General features: G+C 59.7%; 14 protein-coding genes and 3 pseudogenes. 11 read left to right on the top strand and 6 right to left on the bottom strand.

Annotated features, from left to right (window positions below; translation table 11 throughout):
* Positions 1-36: 36 nt before the first annotated feature.
* The 4 genes from BN1189_RS04765 to BN1189_RS04750 all read right to left on the bottom strand — a co-directional run bounded on the left by BN1189_RS04765 (position 37) and on the right by BN1189_RS04750 (position 5,013).
* Entirely contained in the window at positions 37-393 is a 357-nt protein-coding gene (locus BN1189_RS04765; RefSeq protein WP_040226039.1) for a hypothetical protein, read from the bottom strand.
* Positions 374-1,543 carry a ParM/StbA family protein gene (locus BN1189_RS04760; protein WP_040226036.1) on the bottom strand — a complete coding sequence of 390 codons (1,170 nt, stop codon included), beginning with the start codon at positions 1,541-1,543 and terminating at the stop codon, positions 374-376. Before BN1189_RS04760 ends, BN1189_RS04765 begins: the two co-directional genes overlap by 20 nt.
* A 479-nt stretch (positions 1,544-2,022) precedes the next feature.
* On the bottom strand, positions 2,023-2,853 hold the full coding sequence (ligD, locus tag BN1189_RS04755; protein WP_052455642.1) for a non-homologous end-joining DNA ligase: 831 nt from the start codon (positions 2,851-2,853) through the stop codon (positions 2,023-2,025).
* 318 nt (positions 2,854-3,171) lie between these two features.
* On the bottom strand, positions 3,172-5,013 hold the full coding sequence (locus tag BN1189_RS04750) for a DNA ligase D (protein WP_052455641.1): 1,842 nt from the start codon (positions 5,011-5,013) through the stop codon (positions 3,172-3,174).
* Between the two features lie 105 nt (positions 5,014-5,118).
* On the opposite strand from BN1189_RS04750, the gene ku reads away from it, so the two are divergent.
* The gene (gene ku / locus BN1189_RS04745) at positions 5,119-5,952 is read left to right on the top strand and encodes a non-homologous end joining protein Ku (RefSeq protein WP_040226152.1); all 834 of its coding nucleotides are present in this window, start codon (positions 5,119-5,121) and stop codon (positions 5,950-5,952) included.
* 418 nt (positions 5,953-6,370) lie between these two features.
* On the opposite strand, the gene BN1189_RS04735 is transcribed toward ku, so the two are convergent.
* Positions 6,371-6,883, bottom strand: coding sequence for a small multi-drug export protein (locus tag BN1189_RS04735; protein WP_257125376.1), 513 nt, complete (start codon positions 6,881-6,883; stop codon positions 6,371-6,373).
* A gap of 147 nt (positions 6,884-7,030) precedes the next feature.
* Between BN1189_RS04735 and BN1189_RS16755 the strand changes: the two genes are divergently transcribed.
* From BN1189_RS16755 to BN1189_RS16375, 3 genes and pseudogenes are all read left to right on the top strand, one after another.
* On the top strand, positions 7,031-7,147 hold the full coding sequence (locus tag BN1189_RS16755) for an AbgT family transporter (protein ID WP_257125375.1): 117 nt from the start codon (positions 7,031-7,033) through the stop codon (positions 7,145-7,147).
* A 48-nt stretch (positions 7,148-7,195) separates the two neighbouring features.
* Positions 7,196-8,110 carry an AbgT family transporter gene (locus BN1189_RS16380; protein ID WP_257125374.1) on the top strand — a complete coding sequence of 305 codons (915 nt, stop codon included), beginning with the start codon at positions 7,196-7,198 and terminating at the stop codon, positions 8,108-8,110.
* A pseudogene (locus tag BN1189_RS16375) lies at positions 8,107-8,196 on the top strand (AbgT family transporter); the annotation flags it as partial. The gene BN1189_RS16380 and the pseudogene BN1189_RS16375, both read left to right, overlap by 4 nt.
* Positions 8,197-8,328: 132 nt before the next feature.
* Here the strand turns inward: BN1189_RS16375 and BN1189_RS16370 are convergent.
* Positions 8,329-8,616 (bottom strand): annotated as a pseudogene (locus tag BN1189_RS16370) (small multi-drug export protein); the annotation flags it as partial.
* Between the two features lie 222 nt (positions 8,617-8,838).
* Here BN1189_RS16370 and BN1189_RS04725 point away from each other — a divergent pair.
* The 7 genes and pseudogenes from BN1189_RS04725 to BN1189_RS15800 all read left to right on the top strand — a co-directional run.
* Positions 8,839-10,379, top strand: a pseudogene (locus tag BN1189_RS04725) (AbgT family transporter).
* A gap of 21 nt (positions 10,380-10,400) precedes the next feature.
* Entirely contained in the window at positions 10,401-11,189 is a 789-nt protein-coding gene (locus tag BN1189_RS16365; protein ID WP_052455638.1) for an AbgT family transporter, read from the top strand.
* Complete coding sequence (locus BN1189_RS16360) at positions 11,186-11,650, top strand: AbgT family transporter (protein WP_052455637.1); 465 nt, start codon at positions 11,186-11,188, stop codon at positions 11,648-11,650. Before BN1189_RS16365 ends, BN1189_RS16360 begins: the two co-directional genes overlap by 4 nt.
* 102 nt (positions 11,651-11,752) lie before the next feature.
* Entirely contained in the window at positions 11,753-12,193 is a 441-nt protein-coding gene (locus tag BN1189_RS04715; protein ID WP_040226032.1) for a TlpA disulfide reductase family protein, read from the top strand.
* A 514-nt stretch (positions 12,194-12,707) separates the two neighbouring features.
* Positions 12,708-13,838 carry a YibE/F family protein gene (locus BN1189_RS04710; RefSeq protein WP_052455636.1) on the top strand — a complete coding sequence of 377 codons (1,131 nt, stop codon included), beginning with the start codon at positions 12,708-12,710 and terminating at the stop codon, positions 13,836-13,838.
* On the top strand, positions 13,835-14,611 hold the full coding sequence (locus BN1189_RS04705) for a YibE/F family protein (protein ID WP_040226028.1): 777 nt from the start codon (positions 13,835-13,837) through the stop codon (positions 14,609-14,611). The genes BN1189_RS04710 and BN1189_RS04705 overlap by 4 nt, the downstream gene beginning before the upstream one ends.
* A gap of 168 nt (positions 14,612-14,779) precedes the next feature.
* Positions 14,780-14,903, top strand: a 124-nt coding sequence (locus tag BN1189_RS15800) for an FAD-binding protein (protein WP_143242253.1), incomplete at its 3' end; no start/stop codon positions are given.

The following is a 14,903-nucleotide window of genomic DNA, read 5'->3' as shown; positions in this document are numbered from 1 at the left end:
CCGCCGGTTTTGGCGGGTTTTCCACATGTTCGTAACTTATGCGAACGGATCGTCGAAGTCGTCGAGCGCACCCCAGGCAGGGGCGGGCTGTTTCGGCTTCTCGGGTTCCGGTTCGGGCTCTTCTTCTTCGATCAGGAACGCCTGTGGCCTTGCCTGAGGGAACGGCGGCCGATATTCGGCGCCGTCCAGTTCGAAGTTGATCTTCCTCGGCATGACTTCGGCGACGTCGACGAAGCCGGTCTGCCGGTACAGCTGCTGGGCGGCGTACAGGAAGAAGTTCGAGAGGTCGGACTGGGTGTTGATCCAGTCGATGAACTCGGGTGTGAGGTCGCGGCTCAGATAGATGTTGATTCGCTCGCCATGTTTGTATTCTTTACTTCGATTCCGCGCCAACTGCGACGACACCTAATTCTTTTTCTTTCTGCTGTTCGTAGCGCGGGGAGCACGTGTAGACGAGCAGGCCGCGGGCGTTCACGAACATCGGATCCGTCAGGAAGGTCACGTTGATCATGCGGCCCTTCGAGTTCAGGATCTGCTGCAGGTATTTCTTGAGGATGGCCGCGCCGCCGCCGTAGATGAAGACGTACGGGTCGTCTTTCATGTCGTCGATCTTGTTGATGATCGGACGGCCGAGCTGCTGGGCGAGCTGCATGAGGCCGGTCTGGGACTCTGCCAGGAGTTCATTGTGGCGCGGGTGTTCCGGGTCGAAGTAGATCTCGTTGAATTCGGCCATGGAATCGATCGATTTGCGCGGGTGGTTGCGGTTCCAGCGCTTGATGATCTCGCTGACGGCCGTTTTCACGCCGAAGTTGAGGCCTTCCGAGAGCTTTGGATTGAATTTGACGCCTTCCGTGACGACGATCTCGGTCGTGCCGGAGCCGATGTCGAAGTGGAGGAGGGTCTTGTCGCTGAAGTCGACTTTCATGATCTTGTCGCCGACTTCCACTTTGCGTTCGGAGAGTTTGCCGGTTTCGTCGAAGACGACGCCCCAAGCGGCGGCAGCGCCTTCCGGCAGGCATTTGCAGTACTCGATTTTAATCGCCACGGTCACATCACGGCCGGACGGGTGGTGGAAGACGACTTCGTGCGTGCCCATGTAGCGGGCGGCGTTGTTTTTCGCGGCTTCCTGGGTGATCATGCCGACCGGAAGCGCGACGGACAGGTCATACGTTACCGTAATCTTGTTTTTCTTGTATTCGCGTTTCATCGAATCGATGGCGAGTCCGGCAAGCGTGACGAGGACCGGGATTTCGTCGGTCGACTTGTCGGTCTTCTTTTCGAGCTCGATGCCCGGGAGATTGTCGTTGAGGACCTTCTCACCGATGACGTAGCGCTGTCCGTTGATCGAGAGCGCCTTGGAGTTGATTGTCACATCGATGTTGTTGATGAGGTCGTCAGCCGGGATGTCGTCCATGTCCATCAGCTCGGTCGTTTCCCCCATGTACAGGGAGTAGACGGTCGGAATATGAATCGGTGTATTGTCTTTCACCCATAATTTTAGAGCGTTGTTGCCGGCATCGGCGCCGGCCTTGAGTACTGCCATGCTGTTCACTCCTTCTTGGTTTCTATTATGGATTATACACGGTTGGGAGGATGATAGAAATAGAGATTATGCAGGAAATGCGCACAAAAAACCTACAGAAATCGCGATTTTTCTCCGTTTGAAGTGGTTTTGGAAACAAGATTTGTTTCGGTTGTGCGCACAAAATGCGCAGGAAATTGTGAGGTTAATATATTTCTATTGTGCGCACATTGTGCAGACAAATCGATTCACCCTTTTAAATCCATTTCCGCCTATATTTATCTGGCTGCCAGGAGGGCTTAGATGGCTTTCGACAAAAAAATCATGTCTGTTTTTCTCCACTCAATCGATCAGCTTCTTCCTCACTCTATGTTTCATGTGTGAGGTCACCATATGTATAATATGCGCACAAACGAAACATACACATAATAGGCGCATGATGTATGTTATTTGTGCGCGCAAATAAACGGGCGACCCCTCGGCCGTTTTCACTTCAACTTTTAACCGAGTCCCATTTCTTTCAGCTTCGCGAGCACGTCGCCGAACGGCTGGTCGGATTTTGCTGCCTCCATATGACGGAACGGGTCGCCGGTCGTGCGGAGCCTGTCGAACAGGGCGGGAACCGTAAAGTGCTCGGGGCGGAGCGCGCTGTCGAGCTCATGCCATTCAAGCGGAGTGGCGACGGGTGCGTGGGCGGTTCCCCGCGTGGAGTACGGGCAGATGATCGTCTTCCCTTCCGCGTGCTGGACGTAGTCGACATAAAGCCGGCCGTATCTGTTTTTGATGAGCCGTTCGGTCGTGAAGCGGTCGGGCGCCTGTTCGCAGAGAAAACGGGCGATGAGCCCGGTGAACCGGCGGGTGTCGGCATAGGTGAACCGGCCTTCGGGAAGCGGGATATACAGCTGCAGTCCCTTGCCGCCGGATGTTTTGACGAATGAACGGAGGCCGAACCCGTCGAACACCGCCTTCAGCCGGAGAGCGGCGTCGACGGCGAGGTCGAACCGCGTGGCGTCGGGCGGGTCGAGGTCGAAGATAATTTCGTCCGGATGCGGGGAATCGAGCCGGCTGAACGGGACGTGGAACTCAAGGGCGGCCTGGTTGCCGAGCCAGAGCAGCGTCTCCAGGTTGTTGCAGAGGATTCTCGGCCCTTCCTCGTCCGGCGACGTTTTGACGAATGGCGGAAGCGGATCGGGGGCATGTTTCTGGTAGAACCGTTCGTCTTCCGTCCCGTGAGGCCAGCGGATGACGGTGAGCGGCCGGTTGCGAAGCCAGGGCAGGAGATGGGGCGCGGCGGCCTGCAGATAAAGCAGGAATCCGTCCTTGTCGNGCACAAAATGCGCAGGAAATTGTGAGGTTAATATATTTCTATTGTGCGCACATTGTGCAGACAAATCGATTCACCCTTTTAAATCCATTTCCGCCTATATTTATCTGGCTGCCAGGAGGGCTTAGATGGCTTTCGACAAAAAAATCATGTCTGTTTTTCTCCACTCAATCGATCAGCTTCTTCCTCACTCTATGTTTCATGTGTGAGGTCACCATATGTATAATATGCGCACAAACGAAACATACACATAATAGGCGCATGATGTATGTTATTTGTGCGCGCAAATAAACGGGCGACCCCTCGGCCGTTTTCACTTCAACTTTTAACCGAGTCCCATTTCTTTCAGCTTCGCGAGCACGTCGCCGAACGGCTGGTCGGATTTTGCTGCCTCCATATGACGGAACGGGTCGCCGGTCGTGCGGAGCCTGTCGAACAGGGCGGGAACCGTAAAGTGCTCGGGGCGGAGCGCGCTGTCGAGCTCATGCCATTCAAGCGGAGTGGCGACGGGTGCGTGGGCGGTTCCCCGCGTGGAGTACGGGCAGATGATCGTCTTCCCTTCCGCGTGCTGGACGTAGTCGACATAAAGCCGGCCGTATCTGTTTTTGATGAGCCGTTCGGTCGTGAAGCGGTCGGGCGCCTGTTCGCAGAGAAAACGGGCGATGAGCCCGGTGAACCGGCGGGTGTCGGCATAGGTGAACCGGCCTTCGGGAAGCGGGATATACAGCTGCAGTCCCTTGCCGCCGGATGTTTTGACGAATGAACGGAGGCCGAACCCGTCGAACACCGCCTTCAGCCGGAGAGCGGCGTCGACGGCGAGGTCGAACCGCGTGGCGTCGGGCGGGTCGAGGTCGAAGATAATTTCGTCCGGATGCGGGGAATCGAGCCGGCTGAACGGGACGTGGAACTCAAGGGCGGCCTGGTTGCCGAGCCAGAGCAGCGTCTCCAGGTTGTTGCAGAGGATTCTCGGCCCTTCCTCGTCCGGCGACGTTTTGACGAATGGCGGAAGCGGATCGGGGGCATGTTTCTGGTAGAACCGTTCGTCTTCCGTCCCGTGAGGCCAGCGGATGACGGTGAGCGGCCGGTTGCGAAGCCAGGGCAGGAGATGGGGCGCGGCGGCCTGCAGATAAAGCAGGAATCCGTCCTTGTCGACCCCGGCGCCGGGAAACAGCGGCTTGTCCGGATTGGTGACCGTGACGCCGGGCGGAATCGGCTCGAGCGCCCGGTGCAGCCGGCGGAGGGTCACCGCGGCGGGATCTTCGCCGTGGAGGAAACGGCTGAACCGCGGCTCGCGGAGCTTGCCGCCTGCCGAACCGATCGTCAGCAGCTCGGCGCATACGGCCGGTCCGAGCGTCCAGATGCCGGCCGTTTCCTGCTCGCCGTTCGTCTTGAAGAGAAGGGCGAGGGTCCGGGTTTCTTCGTCGGTCATGCCGTGGGTGAACGTGACGACGGAAAGCAGCCGGCCATCGTCGAAGACGCATCCGGTGAAGTGGCCGTTTTCCTGTTCGTAGGCGGTGATGATGACGGGGACGCGGCGCCAATTTTTCACTTTGAGCCAGTCGGTTGTCCGGATTCCGTCTGTCCAGCGGGTGCCGGTCCGCTTGGCGACGATGCCTTCGCCGTTTCCGGAGAGGAGACGGGCGCGGATCCGGCCGGCGTCCGTTTCGGCGGCGATCCCCTGTACGGGGGACGGGTCGGCCACCGAGACGTCTTCCGGGAATCCGGCGGTCTTTATCAGTTCCGCGAGTCGTTTCTTGCGTTGTTCGAGCGGTTCGCCGCGTAAGTCTTGTCCGTTGATCTCAAGCAGGTCGAAAGCGGCGAGGCGGCACGGGAAGCGGTCGGACTGATCGGTGATCGTCGCGGCGGCGCGCATGCGGGATCTCCGGGAGACGGTCGAAAAGTCGCTGCGGACGCCGTTGAGCAGAAAGACGAGCTCGCCGTCGAGGAGGAGCGGCAGGTGTCCGGCGATGTCGGCTTTGGCGGATTCGCATGCTTGGATGATTTCCGGAAAGGCGTGCGCAAGGTCGTGTCCGTTGCGGCTGATGAGCCGGATGCCGTCCGCCCGCCAGTCGAGCAGGCAGCGGAATCCATCGTATTTGATCTCATACAGCCAGCCGGGTCCTGCCGGCAGTTCTTCAGCAGGCGTCAGTTTCATCGGTCTGATCATGGTTTTCCGCCACCTCCGTTTCACTCCCGAGTGTGTGCGGCGCGGGAAGTTTCATACATAGACCCGGCGGAGGCGCGCATGCTAGGGGAAAAGCGGGTGATGGATGTGCATACGGTTTGGAAGGGCAGCATCAGTTTCGGGCTCGTGAATATCCCGGTGAAGCTGCATGCGGCGACGGAAGACCATGATATCAAGCTCCGGCAGCTGCACAAGGCGTGCAACGCGCCGATTTCATACAAGAAGGTGTGCACCGCGTGCAATGAGGAGGTGCAGCCGGACGATATCGTGAAGGCGTACGAGTATACGAAGGGCAAGTTTGTCGTGCTCGATGCGGAGGAGCTGGAGAAGCTGAAGAAGGAGAACGAGGACAAGGCGGTGGAGATCGTCGATTTCGTGAAGCTCGAGGAGATCGATCCGATTTATTTCGAGCGGTCGTATTTTCTCGCGCCGGATAAGGGCGGGAGCAAGGCGTATGCGCTCCTGCGTTCCGCGCTCGGCCAGTCGGACAAGATCGGCGTCGCGAAAATCATCATCCGGCAGAAGGAGCAGCTCGCCGCGGTGCGGGTATTCAAGGATTCGCTCGTGCTGGAGACGATCCACTGGCCGGATGAGGTGCGCAATGTCGGGGAAGTGCCGAACTTGCCGGAGGCCGAAGGGGTCGCCGGGAAGGAGTTGGACGTGGCGCTGCTTCTGATCGATCAGCTGACGACGCCGTTTGATCCGACAAAGTATACGGACGAGTACCGCGAGTCGCTCATGGAGCTGATCGAGGCGAAGAAGGCGGGCAAGGAAACGGTCACCGTCACGGAACGCGAGACGCCGGCCGCCACGACCGCGACCGACCTCATGGCCGCGCTCCAGGCGTCTCTCGAAAAGACCGGGACAAAGAAAAAAGCCACCCCGAAAAAGCGGCCGGCGGCGAAGAAAAAACAGGCGTGACAGGCGGGTATTTGCCCGGTTTGATAGATGGGAAGAAGGACCATCCGCATGGAGCGGGTGGTTCTTTTTTTGCGGGCGGAGGAGATGCCGGCCGGTGTGCGGAGCTTTCGCGTGTTCGAAAGGAGAGACACCTGCAGGAAAGGTGGATGCGATGACACTCGGCTGTCCTCCGATTACACTCGGTCCCGCTCCGATTACACTCGGCTCATTCTCCACTGCGAGCGAGGAATCTACACAAAGTCTTGGACACGATCTCCGGCGGGTGAGAATGCTTCCGCGAAAATGCAGTTTGCATCCGCGAAAATTTAGGCGGGTGAGAATGCTTCCGCAGAAGTGCGGTTTGCTTCCGCGAAACGCTCTCTCCCTTCCGCGAAAACCCTCCCCCCAGATAAAACCGCCCACACACCCACACTCCCTCTCACGCCCCCTCTAAATATTTCCTGAGAAATGTTTTCTTGTCGCCCGCTCCCATGAAGTCCACGCCGAAATACACGAGGACCGCCGTGAGGACCGACCAGATGATGATGCTGGCGGTCACCCAGAGGAAGGCGGCTCTGCGGGTGCCGCCGAGCGAGACGGCGAGGAAGGCGGTCAGGTGGCTGCCGACGATGAGCGGGCCGAGCAGGGCGAGTCCGGGCACGCCGTATTTCCGGAACAGGCGGCCGGCGCGTTCGTTCCGTTTGCCCGGGCCGTCCCGCTTTTTGCGCCGGTTTTCCATCCAGTTCCTGAACCGGTCCATGAACACGATGAGCAGAAGGACGGTGAGGACGTTGCCGGTGACGCCGACTGTCAGCGCCGCCAGGGGATTCAGCCCGCCGAAGATGCCGACGGGAATCACGATATAGGCTTCCGTCATCGGGACGGCCGCCAGGATAAACAAGATTAAGTAAGCCATGAACATGCGGGTCATCGGCTGCACCTCCTTCTTCAAATCATCGCCTCCCCGGTGTTTTCATGCAAGTGCCATCCAAAAAACACCGGAAAACTTTCCATTTAAAGCAGGTTGAACTTTCCCTTCATTCTGTTAATAAGGGAAACATTCAACTGGCACTTCACCATGCTAAAGGGGGAACTACATATGGCGACTGCCACAGAAGCGAAGGGGAAGCGGAAGAAAAGTTTCTTCAACCGGTTCCTGGACTTCATCGAGAGATACGGGAACAAGCTGCCGGATCCGGTCATGCTGTTCGTTTAAATCACCGCTGCCATCCTCGTCGCGTCGGCCGTTTTCGGGCTGATGGGCGTGTCGGCGACGCATCCGGGCACGGGCGAGACGATCACCGTCGTCAACCTGCTCAACGGGGAAGGGATCGTCATGATGCTCACGGGGCTCGTGTCAAACTTCACGGGCTTCCCGCCGCTCGGCCTCGTGCTCGTCGTCATGCTCGGCGTCGGACTCGCCGAGTCGACGGGCCTCATCACGGCGTTCATGAAGGCGTCGATCCTGAAGGCGCCGCAGAAGATCATCCTGCCGACGATCATCCTCGTTGCCATCTGCGGAAACGCGGCGGCCGATGCGGCGATGGTCGTCCTGCCGCCGATCGTCGCGATGATCTTCGTCGCGCTCGGGCGCCATCCGATCGCCGGCCTTGCCGCAGCCTACGCGGCCTGTGCGGGCGGCTTCGGGGCGAATCTCATCCTGTCCGTTTCCGACCCGCTCATCTACGGCTTCACCGAGCCGGCCGCCCATATCGTCGATGCCTCCTATAAAGGCAATCCGATAATCAACTACTACTTCATCGCCGTCTCCGCGATCGTCCTCGTCCCGGTGGCGACATTCGTCACGAACCGGATCGTCGAGCCGCGCCTCGGAAAATACGAGGGCACGACCGAACAGGCCGGCGAGGAAATCACGCCGACCGAGAAGAAGAGCCTTCTCTGGGCGGGCGCCTCGCTCGTCGTCGTCGGGGCCATCATCGCCTTCATGACACTTCCGGAGAACGCGATCCTGCGCAACCCGGAAGACGGCGGCCTCATCGTCTCGCCGTTCATGGACTCGATCATCCCGCTCATGATGATCCTGTTCCTCTTTTCGGCGCTCGTCTCCGGGAAAGTCACCGGCTCGATGAAGGATTCGAAAGACCTCGGCGACCAGCTCGGCAAGGCGATGTCCGGCAAGGCACGTACATCGTCATCGCCTTCGTCGCCGCCCAGATGATCGCCTACTTCAACTGGAGCAACCTCGGCCCGATCGTCGCGATCAACGGCGCGGCGCTGCTCGACTCGATCGGCTTCACCGGCCTGCCGCTCTTCATCGGCTTCATCATCATCGCGGCGCTCATCAACTTCCTCGTCGCGAGCCAGTNCCGCCGTGAGGACCGACCAGATGATGATGCTGGCGGTCACCCAGAGGAAGGCGGCTCTGCGGGTGCCGCCGAGCGAGACGGCGAGGAAGGCGGTCAGGTGGCTGCCGACGATGAGCGGGCCGAGCAGGGCGAGTCCGGGCACGCCGTATTTCCGGAACAGGCGGCCGGCGCGTTCGTTCCGTTTGCCCGGGCCGTCCCGCTTTTTGCGCCGGTTTTCCATCCAGTTCCTGAACCGGTCCATGAACACGATGAGCAGAAGGACGGTGAGGACGTTGCCGGTGACGCCGACTGTCAGCGCCGCCAGGGGATTCAGCCCGCCGAAGATGCCGACGGGAATCACGATATAGGCTTCCGTCATCGGGACGGCCGCCAGGATAAACAAGATTAAGTAAGCCATGAACATGCGGGTCATCGGCTGCACCTCCTTCTTCAAATCATCGCCTCCCCGGTGTTTTCATGCAAGTGCCATCCAAAAAACACCGGAAAACTTTCCATTTAAAGCAGGTTGAACTTTCCCTTCATTCTGTTAATAAGGGAAACATTCAACTGGCACTTCACCATGCTAAAGGGGGAACTACATATGGCGACTGCCACAGAAGCGAAGGGGAAGCGGAAGAAAAGTTTCTTCAACCGGTTCCTGGACTTCATCGAGAGATACGGGAACAAGCTGCCGGATCCGGTCATGCTGTTCGTTTAAATCACCGCTGCCATCCTCGTCGCGTCGGCCGTTTTCGGGCTGATGGGCGTGTCGGCGACGCATCCGGGCACGGGCGAGACGATCACCGTCGTCAACCTGCTCAACGGGGAAGGGATCGTCATGATGCTCACGGGGCTCGTGTCAAACTTCACGGGCTTCCCGCCGCTCGGCCTCGTGCTCGTCGTCATGCTCGGCGTCGGACTCGCCGAGTCGACGGGCCTCATCACGGCGTTCATGAAGGCGTCGATCCTGAAGGCGCCGCAGAAGATCATCCTGCCGACGATCATCCTCGTTGCCATCTGCGGAAACGCGGCGGCCGATGCGGCGATGGTCGTCCTGCCGCCGATCGTCGCGATGATCTTCGTCGCGCTCGGGCGCCATCCGATCGCCGGCCTTGCCGCAGCCTACGCGGCCTGTGCGGGCGGCTTCGGGGCGAATCTCATCCTGTCCGTTTCCGACCCGCTCATCTACGGCTTCACCGAGCCGGCCGCCCATATCGTCGATGCCTCCTATAAAGGCAATCCGATAATCAACTACTACTTCATCGCCGTCTCCGCGATCGTCCTCGTCCCGGTGGCGACATTCGTCACGAACCGGATCGTCGAGCCGCGCCTCGGAAAATACGAGGGCACGACCGAACAGGCCGGCGAGGAAATCACGCCGACCGAGAAGAAGAGCCTTCTCTGGGCGGGCGCCTCGCTCGTCGTCGTCGGGGCCATCATCGCCTTCATGACACTTCCGGAGAACGCGATCCTGCGCAACCCGGAAGACGGCGGCCTCATCGTCTCGCCGTTCATGGACTCGATCATCCCGCTCATGATGATCCTGTTCCTCTTTTCGGCGCTCGTCTCCGGGAAAGTCACCGGCTCGATGAAGGATTCGAAAGACCTCGGCGACCAGCTCGGCAAGGCGATGTCCGGCAAGGCACGTACATCGTCATCGCCTTCGTCGCCGCCCAGATGATCGCCTACTTCAACTGGAGCAACCTCGGCCCGATCGTCGCGATCAACGGCGCGGCGCTGCTCGACTCGATCGGCTTCACCGGCCTGCCGCTCTTCATCGGCTTCATCATCATCGCGGCGCTCATCAACTTCCTCGTCGCGAGCCAGTCCGCCAAATGGGCGATTCTCGCGCCGGTGTTCATCCCGATGTTCATGCTGCTCGGCTACGATCCGGCCGTCACCCAGGCCGCCTACCGCGTCGGTGACTCGATCACGAATCCGATCACCCCGATGCTCGCCTACTTCGCCATCGCGCTCACATTCGCGAAGCGCTTCGACCCGAAAATGGGCATGGGCACATTCATGACTTCCCTGCTGCCGTTCTCGATCGCCTTCGCCATCATGTGGACCCTCCTCTTCGGCGTCTGGTTCCTCCTCGGGTTCCCGCTCGGGCCGGGCGGCGGAATCTTTACGGCGAAATAAAANTTCCCGCCGCTCGGCCTCGTGCTCGTCGTCATGCTCGGCGTCGGACTCGCCGAGTCGACGGGCCTCATCACGGCGTTCATGAAGGCGTCGATCCTGAAGGCGCCGCAGAAGATCATCCTGCCGACGATCATCCTCGTTGCCATCTGCGGAAACGCGGCGGCCGATGCGGCGATGGTCGTCCTGCCGCCGATCGTCGCGATGATCTTCGTCGCGCTCGGGCGCCATCCGATCGCCGGCCTTGCCGCAGCCTACGCGGCCTGTGCGGGCGGCTTCGGGGCGAATCTCATCCTGTCCGTTTCCGACCCGCTCATCTACGGCTTCACCGAGCCGGCCGCCCATATCGTCGATGCCTCCTATAAAGGCAATCCGATAATCAACTACTACTTCATCGCCGTCTCCGCGATCGTCCTCGTCCCGGTGGCGACATTCGTCACGAACCGGATCGTCGAGCCGCGCCTCGGAAAATACGAGGGCACGACCGAACAGGCCGGCGAGGAAATCACGCCGACCGAGAAGAAGAGCCTTCTCTGGGCGGGCGCCTCGCTCGTCGTCGTCGGGGCCATCATCGCCTTCATGACACTTCCGGAGAACGCGATCCTGCGCAACCCGGAAGACGGCGGCCTCATCGTCTCGCCGTTCATGGACTCGATCATCCCGCTCATGATGATCCTGTTCCTCTTTTCGGCGCTCGTCTCCGGGAAAGTCACCGGCTCGATGAAGGATTCGAAAGACCTCGGCGACCAGCTCGGCAAGGCGATGTCCGGCAAGGCACGTACATCGTCATCGCCTTCGTCGCCGCCCAGATGATCGCCTACTTCAACTGGAGCAACCTCGGCCCGATCGTCGCGATCAACGGCGCGGCGCTGCTCGACTCGATCGGCTTCACCGGCCTGCCGCTCTTCATCGGCTTCATCATCATCGCGGCGCTCATCAACTTCCTCGTCGCGAGCCAGTCCGCCAAATGGGCGATTCTCGCGCCGGTGTTCATCCCGATGTTCATGCTGCTCGGCTACGATCCGGCCGTCACCCAGGCCGCCTACCGCGTCGGTGACTCGATCACGAATCCGATCACCCCGATGCTCGCCTACTTCGCCATCGCGCTCACATTCGCGAAGCGCTTCGACCCGAAAATGGGCATGGGCACATTCATGACTTCCCTGCTGCCGTTCTCGATCGCCTTCGCCATCATGTGGACCCTCCTCTTCGGCGTCTGGTTCCTCCTCGGGTTCCCGCTCGGGCCGGGCGGCGGAATCTTTACGGCGAAATAAAAGCTGCAGATCGGCCGTCCGGGCCAGCCGTTCTCAGCGGCTGCGTCCGGGCGGTTTTGTGGTTTCAAACAGAGGGAATGGGGAAGCAGGAGGAGATGTGAGATGAAACTGCATGAACCGATGCCTGAACTGAATGGTGCCACCGGCTGGCTGAACGGCGAAGTGACCCGCTCGGACCTCGTCGGCGAAAAGCCGGCGCTCATCCACTTTTGGTCTGCAAGCTGCGACGTCTGCAAGGAGACGATGCCCGACGTGAACGCGCTCCGCGACAAGCACAGAGAAGACCTGAACGTCCTCGCCGTCCACATGCCGCTCATGCCGGACGATAAGAAAGAGGAGAAAGTCCGGGAGACCGCGGAAAACGCCGGCATCACCCAGCCGGTGTTCATCGACGGGGAGCTGAAACTGACCGATACATTCGAGAACGAGTACGCCCCCGCTTATTACCTGTTCGATAAGGAAGGCAAGCTCCGCCACTACCAGGCCGGCCGCACCGGCCTGTCGATGGTGGAAGACCGGGTGGAGCACGTGCTCGGGGAATGATGGATCGTCCGGATGCCCGTATAGGGGTCCGGGCGTTTTTATTGGGAAAAAGACGGAGACAAGGCCATAAACGTTGTGTATCTAAGGCGAAACGTTGTGTATCTGGGCTGAAACGTTGTGTATCTGAGGCGAAACGTTGTGTATCTGGGCTGAGACGTTGTGTATCTAAGACAAAACGTTGTCTATCTAGAGCGAAACGTTGTCTACCTGACACCAGCGACGCCACCTCCGCCTCGTCGCCATCCACTCGCGAATAAAAGCGGCTTACCCGGAGGTGTTTGCGGCTCACTCACGCCCGATTGCGGCTTACTCGCCAACGATTGCGGCTCACTCGCGTCAGAAAGCGGCTTACTCGCAGCCTAATGCAGCTCACTCGCTCTCGATTGCGGCTCACTCGCCCTCCCCCGATGCCCGTCATGCCCCAATCCCCCTGCCGCTTCCAGTCTTCCAAGGTGTGAGCGGGACCATTTTTCCATTAGAATGGGTTAGAATCTACACCGGAAGGAGGGTCCTGATGAACCGGTTCACTCGCACATTCACCCGAATCAAAAAATCACACCTGGTCCTATACAGCGTCCTCGCGCTTCTGTGCATCGGTTCGATGATTTTCGTGTTCCACAACGACTCGCTCTATGACCGGCCGATCGCCAAGGTGACCGGGACGGTGCTTGCCGAAACCGAAGAGGTGACGGATCCGAACGGGAACGGGGACCGGCTGTTCACCCAGCAGATCACCGCAGAGCTGCAGAACGGATCGCACCGGAGCGAAGAGATCCGGCTGACCAATACATATTCAGACTCCAAGGCGTTCGATCAGGAATATAAAACCGGCGATGAGCTGTTCGTTTCGATCGATGCGGAGAGTGCGCAGCCATTGACCGGCGACATCCAGGACGTGAAGCGGGACCGGTACATGATGGGCGCTTTCTGGGTTTTCGTGTTCATTCTCACGATCGTCGGGCGGCGGAAGGGGCTGTTTGCGGTCCTCAGTCTCGGTGTGAATATTGCGCTGCTGGCGCTGGCGATCGAGGTTTACGTCCGGACGGGCGCCAACCTGCTTGTCCTTGCCGGCATCCTGGCGATCCTGTTCACGGTGCTGTCGCTGCTCTTCATCAACGGCTTCAACGGGAAGACGTACGCGGCGATCGTGGCGACGCTGCTCGGCACGTTCGCATCGCTTGCGATCACGCTGCTCGTCATGCGGCTGACGACGGAGAACGGCCTTCATTATGAAGAAATGCAGTTTCTCACGAGGCCTTACCGGATGGTCTTCATCGCCGGGCTGTTCATCGGTTCCCTCGGCGCCGTCATGGACGTCGCGATCACGATGTCTTCTTCCATTTTCGAGCTGTGGGAGAAAAATCCGGCGATCCCGGTCAGCGATCTGAAGGCATCCGCCCGCGACATCGGCCGCGACATCATGGGGACGATGACGAGCATCCTGTTTTTCGCTTATATCAGCGGTGCCATTCCGATGCTCGTCCTGTATTTGAAAAACGCTTCGTCGCTCGGATTCACCTTGTCGATCAACCTCTCGCTTGAGCTCGTGCGCGCGCTGTCCGGCGGGATCGGCATCGTGCTGGCGATCCCGATCGGCATCTGGGTCTCTCTCTACTTCGTGAAGAGAAGGGGGGCGGGCGCATGAACACGATCGTCTGCCTGGCCTTTATTTTACTTGCGCTCATGCTGCTCGTCGGCGGGCGGAAGGGGGCGCGGTCGTTCATCGCGCTGTTTCTGAACTTCGGCGTCGTGATCGTCACGCTGTTTTTCCTGATGGACCCGGCCGTCGATCCGGTCATCCTCACGCTCATCGCCTGCACGGTCATCAGCGCCGTCAACCTGTTCTACATCAATGAAATCAACAGCAAGACCGTCCTGGCGTTCGTTTCGACGCTCCTGACGATCGCCATCCTGCTGTTCCTCATCTACTGGATCGCCAAGAGATCGATGATCCAGGGGTTCAGCGAGGAGGAGGCGGACGAGATCAGCATCTTTTCCTTGCTGATCGGCGTCGATTTCGTGAAGATCGCCGTGTCGATGATCATCATGAGCACGATCGGCGCGATCACGGACGTCGCGATCGCCATTTCATCGCCTGCGCGGGAAGTGTTCCTCCATCATCCGGACATCAGCCGAAAGGAGCTGTTCCAGTCCGGCATGAGGATCGGCCGCGACATCCTCGGCTCTGACACGAACACGCTGTTCTTCGCGTTCATCGGAGGCTACATGGCGCTGCTCATCTGGTTCCGCGACCTGGATTACTCGATCGGCCAGATCGTCAATTCCAAGGTGTTCGGCGGCGAGATGCTCATCATCTTCTCCGCCGGCATCGGCATCGCCCTCATCATCCCGATCGCCGCGGGCCTCAACGCCTGGTGGCTGACACGGCAGAAGACGGGCAAGGGCCGGGAAATCTAAAGGTCTGCCAATAAACCGCCCGGCCCTCCGGATCCAAAGGAGGGCCGGGCGGTTTCTGTTGACCGGGCCGCTCCTGACGGCTACTCCTCAGCCCCCGACCCCTCCCGCCCGACAAGTTCTGAAAATTCATTTACAATGGATGCAACAATGAAAACGGGGGGATTTCGGATGGACTATGATGTGATCATCGCCGGAGCGGGGCTGTCGGGGATCGTGGCGGCGTCGGAGCTTGCCGGCGCGGGGAAACGGGTGTTGCTGCTCGATCAGGAGCCGTCGTCGAATTTCGGCGGGC

The organism is Bhargavaea cecembensis, assembly GCF_000826125.2.
Lineage (GTDB): Bacteria > Bacillota > Bacilli > Bacillales_A > Planococcaceae > Bhargavaea > Bhargavaea cecembensis_B.
Note: the sequence above shows the minus strand (reverse complement) of the source record. Positions and strands in the feature narration are given on the sequence as shown.

Bases quoted from the DNA above. Each gene is read 5' to 3' on its own strand.
- BN1189_RS04760 (WP_040226036.1), bottom strand. From the start codon at position 1,543: ATGGCAGTACTCAAGGCCGGCGCCGATGCCGGCAACAACGCTCTAAAA.
- BN1189_RS04750 (WP_052455641.1), bottom strand. From the start codon at position 5,013: ATGATCAGACCGATGAAACTGACGCCTGCTGAAGAACTGCCGGCAGGA.
- BN1189_RS16755 (WP_257125375.1), top strand. From the start codon at position 7,031: ATGGCGACTGCCACAGAAGCGAAGGGGAAGCGGAAGAAAAGTTTCTTC.
- BN1189_RS16360 (WP_052455637.1), top strand. From the start codon at position 11,186: ATGATCGCCTACTTCAACTGGAGCAACCTCGGCCCGATCGTCGCGATC.
- BN1189_RS04715 (WP_040226032.1), top strand. From the start codon at position 11,753: ATGAAACTGCATGAACCGATGCCTGAACTGAATGGTGCCACCGGCTGG.
- BN1189_RS04710 (WP_052455636.1), top strand. From the start codon at position 12,708: ATGAACCGGTTCACTCGCACATTCACCCGAATCAAAAAATCACACCTG.
- BN1189_RS04705 (WP_040226028.1), top strand. From the start codon at position 13,835: ATGAACACGATCGTCTGCCTGGCCTTTATTTTACTTGCGCTCATGCTG.